The sequence below is a fragment of the Paucidesulfovibrio gracilis DSM 16080 genome (assembly GCF_900167125.1).
GTDB lineage: Bacteria > Desulfobacterota > Desulfovibrionia > Desulfovibrionales > Desulfovibrionaceae > Paucidesulfovibrio > Paucidesulfovibrio gracilis.
Map to the genome: position 1 here is coordinate 48,237 of NZ_FUYC01000013.1, position 15,544 is coordinate 63,780.

Genomic DNA, 15,544 nt, shown 5'->3' on the forward strand with positions numbered 1-15,544 from the left:
CTTATCCAGTGCTTGCGCCGCGGTTAACACATGTATCATCGGCATGCCGCAAAAACGCTTTATTGAAAAAAGAAAATCAACCGAAAAAAATCACTCGCCAAGCCCCAGGGAACGAAGGAAGCCCGGATGCTCGGTCCAATCTTCCTTGACCTTGACCCACAGCTCCAGCATGACCTTGCGCTCCAAAAGCTCTTCCAATTCCTCGCGGGCCTGCTGGCCGATGAGCTTAAGGTTTTGCCCGCCCCGGCCGATGATCATGCCCTTGTGGTTCTTGCGCGAAGCATAGATGGCCGCGGCAATGCGCACGGACGGACCGCTCTCGTCAAACAATTCAATTTCCACGGCCGTGGAATAGGGCAGCTCCTGACGCAGGGACATGAACAACTTCTCACGGATGATCTCCGAGGCCAAAAAGCGCATAGGCACCGTGGAGATCTGGTCCTCCGGGAACATGGGCGGACCATCGGGCAAATGCTCCAAAACGCGGTCCAACAGTTCGTCCAGCCCCTGGGAACGCAACGCGGAAAGGGGCATGACCTCGCACCCCGGGAATTGTTCGGCAATGCGCTGCATGAACGGCAACAGCTGCGCCTTGTCCTTGACCTTGTCCACCTTGTTCAAGGCAACGATGACCGGACGTCGGCAACCGCGCACCGGCTCAATGAGCGGCTCGGCTTCCTTGTCGAACATCTGCGGCTTGGATGCGTACAGCGCGGCATCAAACAGCAGCACCACGGCGTCGCATGATGCGAGGGCGTTCCATGCCGAGTCCAACAAGAACCGATTCATGCGCCCGCGCAGCCGGTGCACGCCCGGGGTATCCAAAAAAACTACCTGGGCGTCGTCCCGGGTCAGGATACCGCTGATGCGGTTGCGCGTGGTCTGCGGTTTTGGGGTGACAATGGCCAGCTTCTGCCCGAGATAGGCGTTCATGAGCGTGGACTTGCCCGCGTTGGGCGGACCAAGAAGCGCCACCATGCCGAATTTGTGTTCCTGGGTCATCCAAGCCTCCAGACGCGGAGACACTCTTGCCCCACGACAATGTATCGAAAAGTTACCAACACTATATCCCTATGAAAAACATGGGTTCTACAAAAATCCTTACAACCGATCCTGCACGGGATTCCCAAAGGAACCAAAGGCAACCGCCCCAAACAGTCCGCTGACTCCCGGACGCGTAAGGCGGAGTATAGCACGGCTTGGACCGAGCCGCCATGCATGGCCAAAAGTAATCAATGGTAAAGATTGATCAATAGTTCCGCATGCGGGGTTTCACTCTCACCACGGATGAAAGAGCCTGCAACAGATTTCATTGTCCGGCCAATGCGGGCCATATTCGCGCCCATTGACCTGAATAACCCCACGCCCCCGGCCGCGCGCAAGCGCGAGACCGGTAAACGGGGGTCCAGGGGGGGCAGGCCTCCTGGTTGCCGAAGGCATGCCTTTCAGCCCGACAGGGCCAGCAACCCTGACTCGCCTAGGATTCTTCCTGCAAGAGCACGTATCCGCATCCTTTTTGCGGACACGCCACATGGTCGCCTTTGGCCTTGGTGCGCTTTTGCACCAGCACAGGGTGGCCACATTCGGGACACGGTCCAGGCAGAGGATAATTCCAGAGTGCGTAATCGCATTTGGGGTAGCGTGAACAGGAATAAAAGATCTTTCCGCTGCGTGAGGAGCGTTCCACGAGTTCGCCGTCGCATCCTTCGTTGGGGCAGGGAACGCCGGTGGAATACGGCGCGGTGTGCTTGCACTTGGGATAGTTGGAACAGGCAATGAACCGGCTGCCGGTGCGCGCCCGTTTGATGATCAGATCATGTCCGCAATCCGGGCATTTGCCCACGACTTCGGGTTCCTCCTGGGCCAGGGGTACGATTTTTCCATCGTCATCGCGCTTAAAATTCAGAATATTACGGCAGTCCGGATACCCGGAGCAGCCAAGGAATTCACCGCGCCGACTGCTTTTGACAACCATGGGCTTGCCGCATTTATCGCAGGTCACGCCCGTGTCTTCATCTTCCAGGGAATCCACGACCTTGATCTCGCCGCGTTCATCACGCACGAAATTCTTGATGGTCTTACAGTCGGGATAGCCGGAACACCCCAGGAATTCGCCGGTGCGTCCAAACTTGACAACCATGGGCTTGCCGCAATTTTCACATTTGATGCCCGTATCCATGACCGCCTTGGCCATGCCGGTACGGGCTTTTTCCAGGGTGGGATAAAACCCTCCGGCAAACCCGTTGAGCAGGTCGGTCCAGTTCTGGTTGCCCAGGGCCACGTCATCAAGCTGGTTTTCCATGTTGGCCGTGAATTCCACGTCCATCAATTCGGTGAAATGCTGGGAAAGCTGATCGCTGACCAAAAAGCCCAATTCTGTGGGCGCAAAGCGCTTTTCCTCCATACGCACGTAGTCGCGGTCGCGCAGGGTGGAAATGATGCTGGCATAGGTGGACGGACGGCCAATGCCCTTTTCCTCCAATTCCTTGACGAGCGAGGCTTCGGAGTATCGGGCCGGAGGCTGGGTGAATTTTTGTTCCTTGGTCAGTTCCTGGACTGCAAGTTCCTCGCCCTGGGCCAATTTGGGCATTTCCACGGCCTGTTCCTGGCCGGTGCGCCCCATGGCCTGAAGGTGGCCGGGGAAAAGGAGCCGCTCGCCTTTGGCACGCCAGAGGGTGGAGCCGGCCTTGACCGTGACCACGGTATCCTTGAACACGGCCGGGGCCATCTGGGAGGACATGAACCGTTGCCAGATCAGGGTATAGAGCTTGTATTGCTCATCCGGCAGGAAGGGACGCACGGTTTCCGGGTCCAGGGAGGCGTCAACAGGGCGCACGGCTTCGTGGGCGTCCTGGGCCGAGCCTTTGGACTTGAAGGCGTTGGGCTTGGCCGGATAGTACTCCTTGCCCCAACGCTGGAGAATAATATCTTTGGCCTGGTCGCGGGCGTCCTTGGCGATGCGCACAGAGTCGGTACGCATGTAGGTGATCAGCGCGGTAACGCCCTTGTCGCCCAGTTCCACGCCTTCATAGAGGCGCTGGGCCACGCCCATGGTGCGCCGGGCCGAGTACCCCAGGCGGCGGTTGGCGTCCTGCTGAAGGGTGGAGGTGATGTACGGCGGCAAAGCGCGCTTTTTGCGTTCTTTCTCCTCGACCTTGTCCACCAGAAACGGGCTTTGGCGCAGCTGCGCATCCAGTTTTTCAGCCTGCTCAGCATTTCGCACGGGATGGGATTTCACGGCTTTGCCGGAAATCTTCCACAGATCGGCCTGGAAGGGAGGCGGATTGGCTCCGGCAAGCCGGGCCTTGAAGAGCCAGTACTCCTCAGGCTTAAAGGCACGGCGGGCCTTTTCGCGTTCCACGATGATCTTCAGGGCAACGGACTGCACGCGTCCTGCGGAAATGCCCCGCTTCACGTTCTTCCAAAGAATGGGAGAAATCTTGTAGCCCACGAGCCGGTCCAGAATGCGGCGGGCCTGCTGTGAATCAAACAGGTTGCCGTTCAGATCCTTGGGGTGCTCCAGGGCTTCCTTCACGGCCCGGGCCGTGATTTCGTTGAACTGGATGCGGCTGACGTTGGGGTTTTGTTTACGGATCAACTCGGCCACGTGCCAGGCAATGGCTTCCCCTTCCCGGTCCGGGTCAGGTGCGAGGAAGACGTGCTTGGCCTTTTTTGCGGCCTTCTGCAACCGCTTGACCACATCTTCCTTGCCGTTGATGACCTGGTAGCGCGGTGCGAAGCCGTTGTCTTCGTCCACGCCCAATTCCTTGGTGGGAAGGTCGCGGACATGGCCCACAGAGGCTTCCACAAGGTAATCCTTGCCCAGAAACTTGCTGATGGTCTTCACCTTGGCGGGAGACTCTACGATGATGAGATCCTTTGTCATGACGGTTCGCCTATACCCATCCCCCGGCCGCATGGCAAGGCCGGGTCCGCAGTGGAACAAAGCGCCCGAAACGGTTCGGCAAAGGGAACCATCCGTCGGCATTGGAAAAAGAATCACGTCACGCCGAGGAATCGTCCTGAACATGATCGGAGGTTTTTTCTAGATCCCCCAGCTCGTCGCCCAACCGTTCCAGAAGGCGAACCACATACGTTTGCAGCTCCAGGGCCGCCTCGTGCCGGGGGTTCATCTCCAGGCAGAAAGTGAGATTCTGCAGGCAGCGGTCGGAATCCCCCTGCTCAAAATACGCGCGGGCGATGTTGTAGAACAAATTCTCATCAAGTGGCGCCATGCGCTGGGCGCGTTCATAATACTCCACGGACTGTTCGATCAGACCGTTTTTCCGCAATTTGATGCCGAATTCGTTAAAGAGATGCTTATGTTCCTCATTGAAGGAGGCATCGAGCTGCACCAGACGCTGAAAAATATCGTCGGCCCGGGCCGTGTCGCCCCGATCCAGATACGTCAGCCCCAGCCCGAAGTTGGCCCGGACATTGTCCTCGTCAATGGTCAGCGCCTTGCCGTACTCGAATTCGGCGCTGTATACCTGCCCTTTTTTCCGGGCCGACTCGGCGCGGCTGATGGTCTGCTCCAACTCACGCATGCGGGGATAGACCTTTTCCAGATAAAATTCCGGTTCCGTGCTGAAATCACGCAGGAACACGTCCCGCTGGATTTCAGTAATGGTTCCGGAAGGAACCAGCGAAGCGTTGAGGCGTTGCAGTTGCACGGTGCCATGTGGTCCCTCCGCGGCAAACCAGTAAGACTTGGCAATGCTGCGGCGTTTGGTGGTGCCGGTACCCACGTTCTGGATTTCCTGGTTGGAAAAAACGCCCTGGATCACGCTCTTTGGATTCGTCTTGAGGGGCAGGGCCGGCTCCTCGCCAGCGGCGGGGCGGTTCGGCTGACCCGAATCGCCTGCATCGGATGGGGATGCGGGTGCGGCGTGGATGTCGGAACGCTCCTCCAACGCGTCACCAGTCCTGTCCGAGGCGGCGGATGGCGAATCAGCCGTGTGGGATGCGGTATTGCCGGACGCCGGATCAGGATTGGCAGAGGAAGGCGGCTCCGACGCAGAGGCGACCCGCGGGGACCGGGAATCAGCAGCGGGATCGAAAGAATCTTCCATGGGAACGCTCCAGCGGCAAAACGAAAAGGACAAGAACAACAAGCACGTGCAAGACGGTACCCTCGGGCCGTACACAAGGCAACCATATCCTATGCTGAATCAACGGGTTGTGAACAGCGATCACAAAAAAATCGGCAAGGAGGCCAAGGTTTTATGTGACAAGCAAGAGCATATCTGATAAGCGCGCATACTATTGGGATACACTCCCGACCCGGTCAGTTTTCTTTGCCTGGAGGCCGCTGGTCCCTTTACAAGCAGACCGGGTTTGAGAAAAGGTGAGGCACGGCACGCCCCGACTCGGCGGAAAGGGCGGCCAACAACACGCGAAAGGAGGATTTCATGCAAAACGGGAAAGTCGGGGGCAGAGTCCGCTCCTACCGGGAAAAAGCGGAACTGACGCGCGCGGATCTCGCAGAGCGCACCGGACTGGACGAGTCCTTTATCAGGGCCATTGAAGAAGAAGACCTCTACCCCTCGCTGCAACCGCTCGTGAAGATCGCCCGCGCCCTGGATGTGCGGCTCGGCACCTTCATGGACGACCAAGTCTCACGCGACCCCCTGGTGGTGCGGGCTGCGGAGCGACGCGAGGAACTGACCATGCACCACACCGGCGAGGACAAGGCCGCCCTGCGCTTCCATTCGCTGGGACGCGGCAAGTCCGATCGCCATATGGAACCGTTTTTTATTGAAATCCTACCCGAATCCGCCGAAAACGTAAAACTATCCTCCCACGAGGGAGAAGAATTCATTGTGGTTGTCTCCGGCCAGGTGGAAATCCGCTACGGCCAGGAAACCACCATTCTGACCGAGGGCGACTCCGTCTATTACAACTCCGTGGTGCCGCACCACGTGAGCGCGGCCGGAGGAGAACCCGCCCAAATTTACGCCGTGATCTACTTCCCGGAATAGGAGGACGCGATCATGAGCCAACTCAAAGAACGAACGCTCGGCCAGCTGCTGGACGAGGCCGTGGAAAACTACCCGGACAACGAAGCCGTGGTCTACGTGGACCGCGACTACCGCCAAACCTACCGGGAGTTTGCCGAAAAAGTGGACACCCTGGCCAAGGGGCTGATGGCCCTGGGCGTGAAACGGGGCGAGAAAGTAGCCATCTGGGCCACCAACGTACCGTATTGGGTGGCCTTTCAATTCGCCACCGCCAAGATCGGCGCTGTGCTGCTCACGGTGAACACCTACTACCGCAACCATGAGCTGGACTATCTGCTCAAGCAGTCCGAAACAGAGAACCTGATTATTATCGACGGGTTCCGGGACGTTGACTACGTCAGCACCATCTATGAGCTGGTGCCGGAACTGCGGACCATGGAACGCGGACGACTCAAAAACAAGACCTATCCGCATCTCAAGCGGGTGCTCTTCCTGGGACAGGAGAAACACCGCGGCATGTACTCCATGCCCGAGCTGGAAGCCATGTCCGTGATGATCTCGGACGAGGAATACCAGGCCCGGCAGGACGAACTGGACCCGCACGACGTGGTCAACATGCAGTACACCTCGGGGACCACGGGCTTTCCCAAAGGAGTGCAGCTCACGCACTACAACATCGGCAACAACGGGTTCTGGATCGGTGAGAACCAACACTTCACTGAAAAGGATCGCGTCTGCCTGCCCGTGCCTCTGTTCCACTGTTTCGGCTGTGTGCTCGGGGTGCTTGCCTGCGTGAGCCACGCCTCCACCATGGTCATCCTGGAAGGGTTTGACCCGTTCCTGATCATGGCCAGCGTGGATTCCGAACGCTGTACCGCACTCTACGGCGTACCCACCATGTTCATCGCCGTGCTCGAACACCGCAGTTTCAGCCGGTTCGACTACTCCAGCCTGCGCACCGGCATCATGGCGGGTTCGCCCTGTCCCGTGCCGGTGATGCGGCGGGTCATGGACGTGATGAACATGAAGGACATCACCATCTGCTACGGCCTGACCGAGTCCAGCCCGGTGATGACCCAGACGCGCATCGGCGACCCCATCGAAAAAATGACCGAAACCGTGGGCAAACCCATGCCCGAGGTGGAGGTTTCAGTGGTGGACCCGGAAACCGGAGAGCCTTGTGCGCCGGGCGTGCAGGGCGAGGTCTGCTGTCGGGGCTATCTGGTTATGAAAGGGTACTACAACAACCCGGAAGCCACGGCCAAAACCATCGACAAGGACGGCTGGCTCCACTCCGGCGACCTGGGTACCTTTGATGAAGACGGCTACCTCGTGATCACGGGCCGACTCAAGGACATGATCATCCGCGGCGGGGAAAACATCTACCCCCGCGAGATCGAGGAATTCCTCTACACCATGGAAGGCGTTCAGGACGTGCAGGTCGCGGCCGTACCCAGCCGAAAATACGGCGAGGAAATCGGCGCGTTCATCATCCTCAAGGACGGGGTGGACATGATCCCCGAGGATGTGCGCGACTTCTGCCGAGGCAAGATATCACGTTACAAGATACCAAAATACATTGCTTTTGTGGAAGAATACCCCATGACCGCCAGTGGTAAGATCCAAAAATACAAACTGCGCGAAATGGCGGAGGAACTCTTCCCCCAAGCCATGCAATAGACGGTCCGCGGGCGGCTCCAGACGGGCCGCCCGCGACAATCATATCCGGACCCCGGGCCGAAACCGCCCGAGAGACCCCGGCACAGGAGGAACAATGCAAGACGCCTTCAAGGAAATCGCACCGCGACTCGCGGGCCTGCGCGACGCCCTCGACCTCTCCGTGGAAGCCTTCGCGGACGTGGTGGGTACTGACGCGCAAACCGTGCAGCAACACGAAGCGGGGCAATCCGAAATCCCGGTGGGCTACCTGATGCAAGTGGCCAAAGCCACGGGCGTGGAACTCAATACGCTCATCGCGGGATCGGAATCCCACCTGCTCTCCTACAGCGTGGTGCGCAACGGCAAGGGGCTTACCGTGGAACGGCGCAAGGACTACGATTACAAGAATCTGGCCTACCGTTTCAAAGGCCGCGCCATGGAACCCTTCAAGATCATGGTCCCGCCCAAGGAGCAAAAAGACGTCACCTTTACCAGCCACTCCGGTCAGGAATTCATCTACATGCTGGAAGGCCGCCTGGAAGTGAGCCTCGGCGACAAGGTGGAAGTGCTTGAACCGGGTGACAGCCTCTACTTCGACTCCCGCACCCCCCACGGACTCCGCGGACTGGACGAAAAGCCCGCCCACTTCCTCGACGTGATTCTCTAGGGTTGGTCAGGAGACTTGACCAGCCCCGGCGTTGCCGCCCGGAACGGTACGATCACCCCGTGCGCCCCTCCCGCGCCCGGTGCCAACCCGACACATCACAACGCTCCACGGAGTATCCGTCATGGAAAAACAAACATTCACCGATTACGACCAATTTGTACAAGATTTCAAGCTCAACGTCCCGGAGAACTACAACTTTGCCTTTGACTTCGTGGACGCCGTAGCCCAGGAAGATCCGCACCGCCCCGCCCTGGTGCACCTGGACCCGGAAAAAAAACGCCGCGACCTGGACTTTGCCTGGCTCAGTGAACGGTCCAGCCGACTGGCCAACTCCCTGGCCGAGCAAGGCATCAAAAAGGGCGACCGCGTCATGCTCATCCTGTTCCGGCGCGTGGAGTTCTGGGAAACCATGCTGGCCCTGCACAAACTCGGCGCACTGCCCATTCCCTCCCCCTCCCTGCTCACGGCCAAGGACATTGCCGAGCGGACCGAATACGCCAACATCAAAGGCCTGATCTGTGAAAACAGCATCACCGCCCGTGTGGAAGAAGCCCGCACACGGGGCGCGGATTTCCGCGTGCTCGTGGAAGTGGAAGGCGATACCCCGCCCCAGGGCTGGAGCGACTACGAAGAGCTGATGCAACGCGGTGCGCCGGAATTACCGCGCCCGGCGGACGCGGCCGGTGGAAACGATCCCATGATCATCTTTTTCACCTCCGGCACCACAGGCATGCCCAAAATGGTGACCCATTCGCACACCTACCCTCTGGGACACTACACCACCGCCGCCTACTGGCATGACCTCAACCCCGGCGGACTGCACCTGACCCTCTCGGACACGGGCTGGGGCAAGGCGCTTTGGGGCAAGTTTTACGGTCAGTTCCTGGCGGGAGCCACGGTCTTTGTCTGGGACTTCCGGGGCAAGTTCGATCCCGCGGAATTGCTGGACGTGATCAGCGAACACAAGGTCACCTCCTTTTGTGCGCCGCCCACGGTGTACCGCTTTCTGATCCGTGAAGACCTCTCCCAATGGGATCTTTCCAAACTCCGGCACTGCAACACCGCCGGGGAGCTGCTCAACGAATCCGTGTTCACCACCTGGAAACAGGCCACCGGGCTGCCCATTTATGAAGGATACGGCCAGACCGAAACCTGCCTGCAAATGGCCACCTTCCCCTTCATGGAGCCGAAGCCGGGATCCATCGGCAAACCCACTCCAGGCTGGGATATCGCCCTGTTGGACGAGTCGGGCGCTGCCTGCCCCCCGGGCGAGGAAGGGGAAATTTGCATCCGCCTCAAGCAAGGCAACGACCCCAGCGACGTGCTCGGGCTGTTCCAGGGCTACATGGACGAACCGGAAAAAACAGCGTCCGTCATGTTCGACGGATACTACCACACCGGAGACAAGGCCTGGATGGATGAAGACGGATACTACTGGTTCCTGGGCCGCACCGACGACCTCATCAAGGCCTCGGGCTACCGCGTGGGACCGTTTGAGGTGGAGAGCGCGCTCATCACCCACGACGCCGTGGTGGAAGCCGCGGTCACCGGTGTTCCGGATCCGGTCCGCGGTCAGGCCGTGAAAGCCACCGTGGTACTCGGGGAAGACTACGAGCCGTCCGAAGGGCTGACCAAGTCCATCCAAAACCACGTCAAAAAAGTCACGGCGCCCTATAAATACCCACGCATCGTGGAATACGTGGACGAGCTGCCCAAGACCATTTCCGGGAAGATCAAACGCAAGGAAATCCGCCTGCGCGACCTGGAAAAATACGGTGCCAAATCCTGACAAAAAGATTAACACTTTTTCTTGAAAACCACCTTTTTCATGCGGTTTTTCAAGGGATTCAACAGTACAAAAAAGGGTGCCATTTACGGCGCCCTTTTCTCTGTTTCAGGAGCATGCACCCTACGTTACGATCCCCCGGCCACCCCCCAGGGGCATGCCGCCACGGCTCCCCTATTCGCCCCCCGGTTCCAAGCCCGGTACGCCTGACCCAACGTGTTCAGCCCCAGGCAAGCCAGAAAACCGAACTGCGGAACAAAACAACGCAGGGAGCTGCAAAGCGGTTTCCAGTATCAGGTTTCCCGGTCCAACGTCCGGTAGTTGATGGCCTCGGCCAATTGGGGGGTGCTGATGTCCGGCCGACCATCCAGGTCCGCGATGGTGCGGGCAATGCGTAGAATACGCGTGTAGGCCCGGGCCGAGAGTCCCAGCCGCTTGACGGCCTGGCCCAAAAATTCCTGGCCGGTTGCGTCCAGGGCGCAATGGTGCTCCAGGGCCGATCCGCTCAGTTGGGCATTGGTGTGGATGCGGCGATGCGCGGGAAGATCCGCGAACCGCTGGGCCTGGATGTCCCTGGCGCACAGCACCCGCTCCCGCATACCAGCGGAATCCGAACCGCCCCCGGCCTGGCGCAGATCCTTCCAGGGTACGGCTGGCACTTCCACCTGAAGATCAATGCGGTCCAACAACGGGCCGGAAAGCCGCGCCCGGTAATTGTCCACGCTTCGGCGCGAACAGGTGCACTCATGGCGTTCATCCCCGAGGTAGCCGCACGGACAGGGATTCATGGCCGCCACAAGCATGAAGTCCGCAGGATAGCTAAGCGTCACAAGGGAACGTGAAATGGAAACCGTGCCGTCCTCCAGGGGTTGGCGCAAAACTTCCAGGGCGTGCTTCTTGAATTCCGGCAATTCATCCAGAAAAAGCACACCCCGATGGGCCATGGAAACTTCTCCGGGCCGGGGATAATGCCCGCCGCCCACAAGCCCCACATCGGAAATGGTGTGATGCGGGCTGCGGAAGGGCCGGGCCACCATCAGGGAGCGGTTGCGCGGCAACTCTCCGGCAACGGAATATATCTTGGTCACCTCCAGCGCCTCATCAAAGACCAAAGGCGGCAGGACCGTGGGAATGCGCTGGGCCAGCATGGTTTTGCCTGATCCGGGCGGACCGATGAATAGGAGGTTGTGTCCTCCGGCCGCAGCGATCTCCACGGCGCGCTTGGCATGTTCCTGTCCCTTGACCTCGCTGAAGTCCACAAGAAATTCGCGTCGTTCCTGCCAGAGCGCATCCACATCCACCCGCGCCGGTTCCACGGATTCCTCACCGGTCACAAATCGCACGACCTGCCCTAAATCGCGCAGGCCGTAGACGCGCAACCCCTGGACAACGGCTGCTTCGGCCGCGTTTTCCTCGGGCAGTATCAAGCCCTCGGCACCGGCCTCCCGCGCCCGCACCGCCATGGGCAACACCCCGGGAACAGGCCGGAGTTCGCCCGTGAGGGACAATTCACCGGCCATGTACCATCCGCTGAGCAAGGCCGGATCCAGCCAACCGGCCGCCGCGCCAAGGCTCAGGGCCAGGGGCAGATCATAGCCGCTGCCCTCCTTGCGCACGTCCGCGGGAGCCAGGTTCACGGTGATGCGGGCGGGGGGGAGCTTGAATCCACGGTTACGCAGGGCCGTGAACACACGTTCCTTTGCCTCGCGCACCACGCCGTCGGGCAGGCCCACCAGGGTGAAGGCGGGCAGGCCGGAGCGGGTCAGGTCCGTTTCCAGAGTCACTTCAAAGGCGTCGATACCGAGCAGCGCAGCGCAGGAGACTTTGGCTATCATGAGAATCTCTATCGTTTTGTGGTGTTTGCGGTACGATATAGGGGTTGAGCAAACTGCACAAGGGCAACCGCGGAAGCTGATGGGGATTTCCGCCCGGAACCCACCGAGATTCTGTCCGCCATGCTGCTCCGCGTCCGCAAATTTCTCCAAAAAACAGGCAACACTTCCTCTCCATTGATTTTTTGATTGGTATATGCCAATCATACAATGAGGAGAAAAACAAGCAATGTCGCTCATCGGGCTTGATGTACGCACCCTTGCCTTCATAACCGTTCTGTCTTCGTTTTGTTTCGGAGCCGGGCTTATTCTTTTTGGAATGTCCCATAGATCATTTCAAAGCCTGAAGGTTGTTGGTCTCGGATTCGTGGCAATGGGGTTCGGCTTTCTGCTGATCGGATTCCGGGGGGCGATTTCTGACGCTCTGTCGATCGTTGCGGCAAATTCCCTCCTGCTAGCGGGATTTGCCACGGTAAACGAAGGTATCCAACGATTCCGATCTCTTCCAATAAAGGACCGGGGACTCGCCACGGTGGTGGTGGCTCTCGGCAGCATTGCTTTTTTCATATACACCTACCTCTCCCCTTCGATCACGGCACGCGTTTTCGGAATCAGCTGTTGTCTGGCGCTTCTCTCGGGATTGTGCATCAAGAGCATGCTCCGGAAAAACAGCCGGCGAACGCAGTTGCCGCAACAACTCATCGCAGGCGTGTTCTTTCTTTTTGTAGCGTTTGCGCTGCTGCGGGGATGGTGGGTTCTCGACGAGACAACCATGCGGAATTTCATGTCCGCAGGAGTCATTCACGCTCTGGCCTTTCTCATAACGATCCTGCTCCAGATCCTTGTTTCCTTTGGCCTGGTCTGGATGGCCAACGAACACCTGATCCAGGAACTCAAACTGCATGAACGCATCATCTCCAGCACCCCGGACGCCATCACGCTGGTGGATGGAAAAGGCCGGTACCGCATGGTCAACGCGGCCATGCAGAAGATGTTCGGCATGTCGGAACGGGAAATGTTCGGAAAACGCTCCGTGGAACTGCTGGGAAAGGAATTTTATGACTCCGTGACCTGGCCAAATCTGCAAAAGGTTTTCAAAGGTCAGATCGGCAAAACAGCCACCTGGACCAACCTCCCCAATGGAGAAAGACGGTATGTGGACATAACCTATCATCCCGTTTCCGACGAAACAGGTAAAATCCGCTTTGCCGCCATTAATGTGAAGGATTTGACCGAACTGTATTTGGCCCAAAAGGACAGGGAGCGGATTTACGAACTTTCGCTCGATTTGCTGTGCGTCGCCGGAATGGACGGATATCTCAAGGAAATCAACCCGGCCTGGACCAAGGTGCTCGGCTGGAGTGAGCAGGAATTGCTGCACACGAAGTGGCTGGATTTTGTGCATCCCGATGACGTGCAGGAAACCCTGGCCGCGGCAAGCCTGCTCGACCAAGGCAAAAAACTGGTGGATTTCGTGAACCGTTATCGCACCAAGCAAGGAACCTACAAATATTTTTCCTGGATGTCCTACCCGGACAACGCGGCCGGGCGCATCTACGCGGTGGTGCGGGACGTGTCCGACAGAGTCAAAATGGAGGAAAAACTCCGGGAAATGGCGTCAACGGATCCGCTTACCGGCGCAGACAACAGAAGAAGCTTCATGCAACGGCTTGAAGAGGAAACCGCACGGAGCGGGCGATATCAGACGCCCCTCTGCCTGCTCATGCTCGATATCGACCGATTCAAGTCGATCAACGACACGCACGGTCATACCGTCGGGGATGCGGTGCTTCAGCTATGCGTGGAGGTCTGCAAGAACTCCCTGCGGTCCTCAGATATCTTTGGCCGGTTCGGGGGCGAGGAATTTTCCGCAGTGCTTCCCCATACGGCGCTCAACACAGGAACCGAGACAGCCGAACGGTTGCGGCAAAACCTGGAACGCTGCATCCTTGAAAAGGACAACGGCAAGGTGCAGTTCACCGTCAGCATCGGAGTTGCCGGGCTGCGAAGCGGGGAAACAGTGCAAAGCCTGCTGAAAAGGGCCGACGATGCCTTGTACCGGGCCAAAAAAGCTGGGCGAAACAAAGTCGAAACCGACCAGGACCAATGATCGGGCAACGCTCGCCCCTGGCTAACGCGCCCGGCTCCCCGGGCATCATGCCCTTGGGCAAAACAGCCGCATCACGAGCCGATCATGCTCCGGTTTTGGAAAACAGCCGGATCACGGCTACGCCTGCAACAATCAGGGACATGCCCAGAATGGCCGGAACATCCAGGCGCTGTCCGTACACGATGCGCGCCACCAAGGCGATAAGCACCACACCCATGCCGCTCCAAATGGCATAGGCCACGCCCACCGGGACCACCCGCAACGTCAGGGAAAGGAAATAAAACGCGGCCGCGTATCCACCTACCACCAACAACGAGGGACCAAGCCGCGTGAATTGCCGGGAGGCTTCCAGGGCGGATGTTCCCGCCACTTCGCAAAGAATCGCGATAAGCAGATAGAGGTAGTGCATGACCCGAGTATGCTGGAAATTCTTCCCAGCGGCAAATCCGCCGTATTCCTGGCCATGCAGGGAAGCGTTCTTGCGGCAGAGCAGCGTTTGAACGCAGCGCAGCAAGGGCGCGGCTCAACGGTTCAGGAAGCAGCCTGCGAACAGGGATCCGGCAATCCAAAGAAACGACAGGCGTTCTTCCCGGCCTGAACCCACACTGTAGCGGGATCAAGCCCTTTGATCTCCGCAATCTTTGCTGCCGTGAACGCGCAGAGCGCGGGATGGTTGCGTTTGCCGCGCCAAGGCTCGGGAGCCAGGTAGGGGCTGTCCGTTTCCACGAGCAGCCGATCCATGGGGATCATGGCCACAGCCCGTTGCAGGGCTTCATTCTTACGATACGTGACCGGACCTGGAATGCTCAGATGCCAGCCACGGGAAAGCACGGCCTCGGCAAATTCCGGACCGCGTCCAAAACAATGCCAGAGCAGAGGACGCCCGGAAAAGTCTTCCTCATCCAAAATGCGCAATGTCTGGTCTTCTGCGTCGCGGCTGTGGATGACCACGGGCAGTTCCAGATCACGGGCCAGACCGAGCTGGGCGCGCAACGCGGTTTCCTGGGCCTCGGGCGGGGCATCGTCCCAATAAAAATCCAGACCGATCTCACCCACGGCACGCAGCCGCACATCCTGCCGGAACTGTTCGCGCATCCGCTCCAGGCGGGCAAAGGTGTAGTCCAAAGCACTGGTGGGATGAATGCCGAGAATGAAAAACACTTCCGGCCGGTCGGCAAAAAGCGCCTTGCCCCGCTCATAGGCCTCAGGGCCAAGAAACACATTGCCCACACAGGAAACACCCGCCCGACGCGCTGCTCCCAAAATCTCGTCCAGATCATCGGGCAGCTCGTGACCATCCTGGTCCATGCCGCTTTCCCGCATGTCCAAATGCGCGTGGGAGTCCACACCCCCAAGGGGCAGTTCCAACGTCTCCGGTTCAGGGCGGCTTTTTTTCTTCTTTCGACTCATGGCGTGCCAGGGGTAGCGCGATCTCACGGCAAGCGCAAGCGCAGGGACAACAAGACGGCCTTCGGCGACCAGGGGGAAAACCTTTCTGAAGAAAGGTTCTTCCCCCTGGACCCCCTTTCC

General features: G+C 58.9%; 11 protein-coding genes. 5 read left to right on the top strand and 6 right to left on the bottom strand.

Going from position 1 to position 15,544, the window contains the following annotated elements; translation table 11 throughout:
• Positions 1 to 90: 90 nt before the first annotated feature.
• The 3 genes from era to B5D49_RS11510 all read right to left on the bottom strand — a co-directional run bounded on the left by era (position 91) and on the right by B5D49_RS11510 (position 5,072).
• Positions 91 to 1,002 (bottom strand): GTPase Era, encoded by a 912-nt coding sequence (gene era, locus B5D49_RS11500; protein ID WP_078717849.1) that lies wholly within the window; start codon positions 1,000 to 1,002, stop codon positions 91 to 93.
• Between the two features lie 475 nt (positions 1,003 to 1,477).
• Positions 1,478 to 3,886, bottom strand: a complete 2,409-nt coding sequence (gene topA / locus B5D49_RS11505; RefSeq protein WP_078717850.1) for a type I DNA topoisomerase — start codon at positions 3,884 to 3,886, stop codon at positions 1,478 to 1,480.
• A 118-nt stretch (positions 3,887 to 4,004) separates the two neighbouring features.
• On the bottom strand, positions 4,005 to 5,072 hold the full coding sequence (locus tag B5D49_RS11510) for a tetratricopeptide repeat protein (protein WP_144019453.1): 1,068 nt from the start codon (positions 5,070 to 5,072) through the stop codon (positions 4,005 to 4,007).
• Positions 5,073 to 5,411: 339 nt separating this feature from the next.
• Between B5D49_RS11510 and B5D49_RS11520 the strand changes: the two genes are divergently transcribed.
• From B5D49_RS11520 to B5D49_RS11535, 4 genes are all read left to right on the top strand, one after another.
• Positions 5,412 to 5,981: a helix-turn-helix domain-containing protein gene (locus B5D49_RS11520; protein WP_078717852.1), complete on the top strand. Its 570-nt coding sequence runs from the start codon at positions 5,412 to 5,414 to the stop codon at positions 5,979 to 5,981.
• A 12-nt stretch (positions 5,982 to 5,993) separates the two neighbouring features.
• Complete coding sequence (locus B5D49_RS11525) at positions 5,994 to 7,640, top strand: AMP-binding protein (RefSeq protein ID WP_078717853.1); 1,647 nt, start codon at positions 5,994 to 5,996, stop codon at positions 7,638 to 7,640.
• Positions 7,641 to 7,734: 94 nt separating this feature from the next.
• Positions 7,735 to 8,286 carry a helix-turn-helix domain-containing protein gene (locus tag B5D49_RS11530; RefSeq protein WP_078717854.1) on the top strand — a complete coding sequence of 184 codons (552 nt, stop codon included), beginning with the start codon at positions 7,735 to 7,737 and terminating at the stop codon, positions 8,284 to 8,286.
• A 121-nt stretch (positions 8,287 to 8,407) separates the two neighbouring features.
• On the top strand, positions 8,408 to 10,075 hold the full coding sequence (locus B5D49_RS11535) for an AMP-binding protein (protein WP_078717855.1): 1,668 nt from the start codon (positions 8,408 to 8,410) through the stop codon (positions 10,073 to 10,075).
• Between the two features lie 290 nt (positions 10,076 to 10,365).
• Here the strand turns inward: B5D49_RS11535 and B5D49_RS11545 are convergent, their stop codons facing one another.
• Complete coding sequence (locus B5D49_RS11545; protein ID WP_078717857.1) at positions 10,366 to 11,907, bottom strand: YifB family Mg chelatase-like AAA ATPase; 1,542 nt, start codon at positions 11,905 to 11,907, stop codon at positions 10,366 to 10,368.
• A gap of 769 nt (positions 11,908 to 12,676) precedes the next feature.
• Here B5D49_RS11545 and B5D49_RS11550 point away from each other — a divergent pair.
• A complete protein-coding gene (locus tag B5D49_RS11550) occupies positions 12,677 to 14,014 on the top strand; it encodes a sensor domain-containing diguanylate cyclase (RefSeq protein WP_159447216.1) in 1,338 nt (445 codons plus the stop codon).
• A gap of 82 nt (positions 14,015 to 14,096) precedes the next feature.
• Here B5D49_RS11550 and B5D49_RS11555 read toward each other — a convergent pair whose 3' ends face one another.
• The gene (locus tag B5D49_RS11555) at positions 14,097 to 14,423 is read right to left on the bottom strand and encodes a DMT family transporter (protein WP_078717865.1); all 327 of its coding nucleotides are present in this window, start codon (positions 14,421 to 14,423) and stop codon (positions 14,097 to 14,099) included.
• A 122-nt stretch (positions 14,424 to 14,545) separates the two neighbouring features.
• Positions 14,546 to 15,424, bottom strand: coding sequence for a TatD family hydrolase (locus B5D49_RS11560; protein ID WP_078717866.1), 879 nt, complete (start codon positions 15,422 to 15,424; stop codon positions 14,546 to 14,548).
• Positions 15,425 to 15,544 lie beyond the last annotated feature (120 nt).

What these genes read in the sequence shown, in the direction of transcription:
- era (WP_078717849.1), bottom strand. Translation starts at nt 1,002, where the DNA reads ATGACCCAGGAACACAAATTCGGCATGGTGGCGCTTCTTGGTCCGCCC.
- topA (WP_078717850.1), bottom strand. Translation starts at nt 3,886, where the DNA reads ATGACAAAGGATCTCATCATCGTAGAGTCTCCCGCCAAGGTGAAGACC.
- B5D49_RS11510 (WP_144019453.1), bottom strand. Translation starts at nt 5,072, where the DNA reads ATGGAAGATTCTTTCGATCCCGCTGCTGATTCCCGGTCCCCGCGGGTC.
- B5D49_RS11520 (WP_078717852.1), top strand. Translation starts at nt 5,412, where the DNA reads ATGCAAAACGGGAAAGTCGGGGGCAGAGTCCGCTCCTACCGGGAAAAA.
- B5D49_RS11525 (WP_078717853.1), top strand. Translation starts at nt 5,994, where the DNA reads ATGAGCCAACTCAAAGAACGAACGCTCGGCCAGCTGCTGGACGAGGCC.
- B5D49_RS11530 (WP_078717854.1), top strand. Translation starts at nt 7,735, where the DNA reads ATGCAAGACGCCTTCAAGGAAATCGCACCGCGACTCGCGGGCCTGCGC.
- B5D49_RS11535 (WP_078717855.1), top strand. Translation starts at nt 8,408, where the DNA reads ATGGAAAAACAAACATTCACCGATTACGACCAATTTGTACAAGATTTC.
- B5D49_RS11545 (WP_078717857.1), bottom strand. Translation starts at nt 11,907, where the DNA reads ATGATAGCCAAAGTCTCCTGCGCTGCGCTGCTCGGTATCGACGCCTTT.
- B5D49_RS11550 (WP_159447216.1), top strand. Translation starts at nt 12,677, where the DNA reads ATGCGGAATTTCATGTCCGCAGGAGTCATTCACGCTCTGGCCTTTCTC.
- B5D49_RS11555 (WP_078717865.1), bottom strand. Translation starts at nt 14,423, where the DNA reads ATGCACTACCTCTATCTGCTTATCGCGATTCTTTGCGAAGTGGCGGGA.
- B5D49_RS11560 (WP_078717866.1), bottom strand. Translation starts at nt 15,424, where the DNA reads ATGAGTCGAAAGAAGAAAAAAAGCCGCCCTGAACCGGAGACGTTGGAA.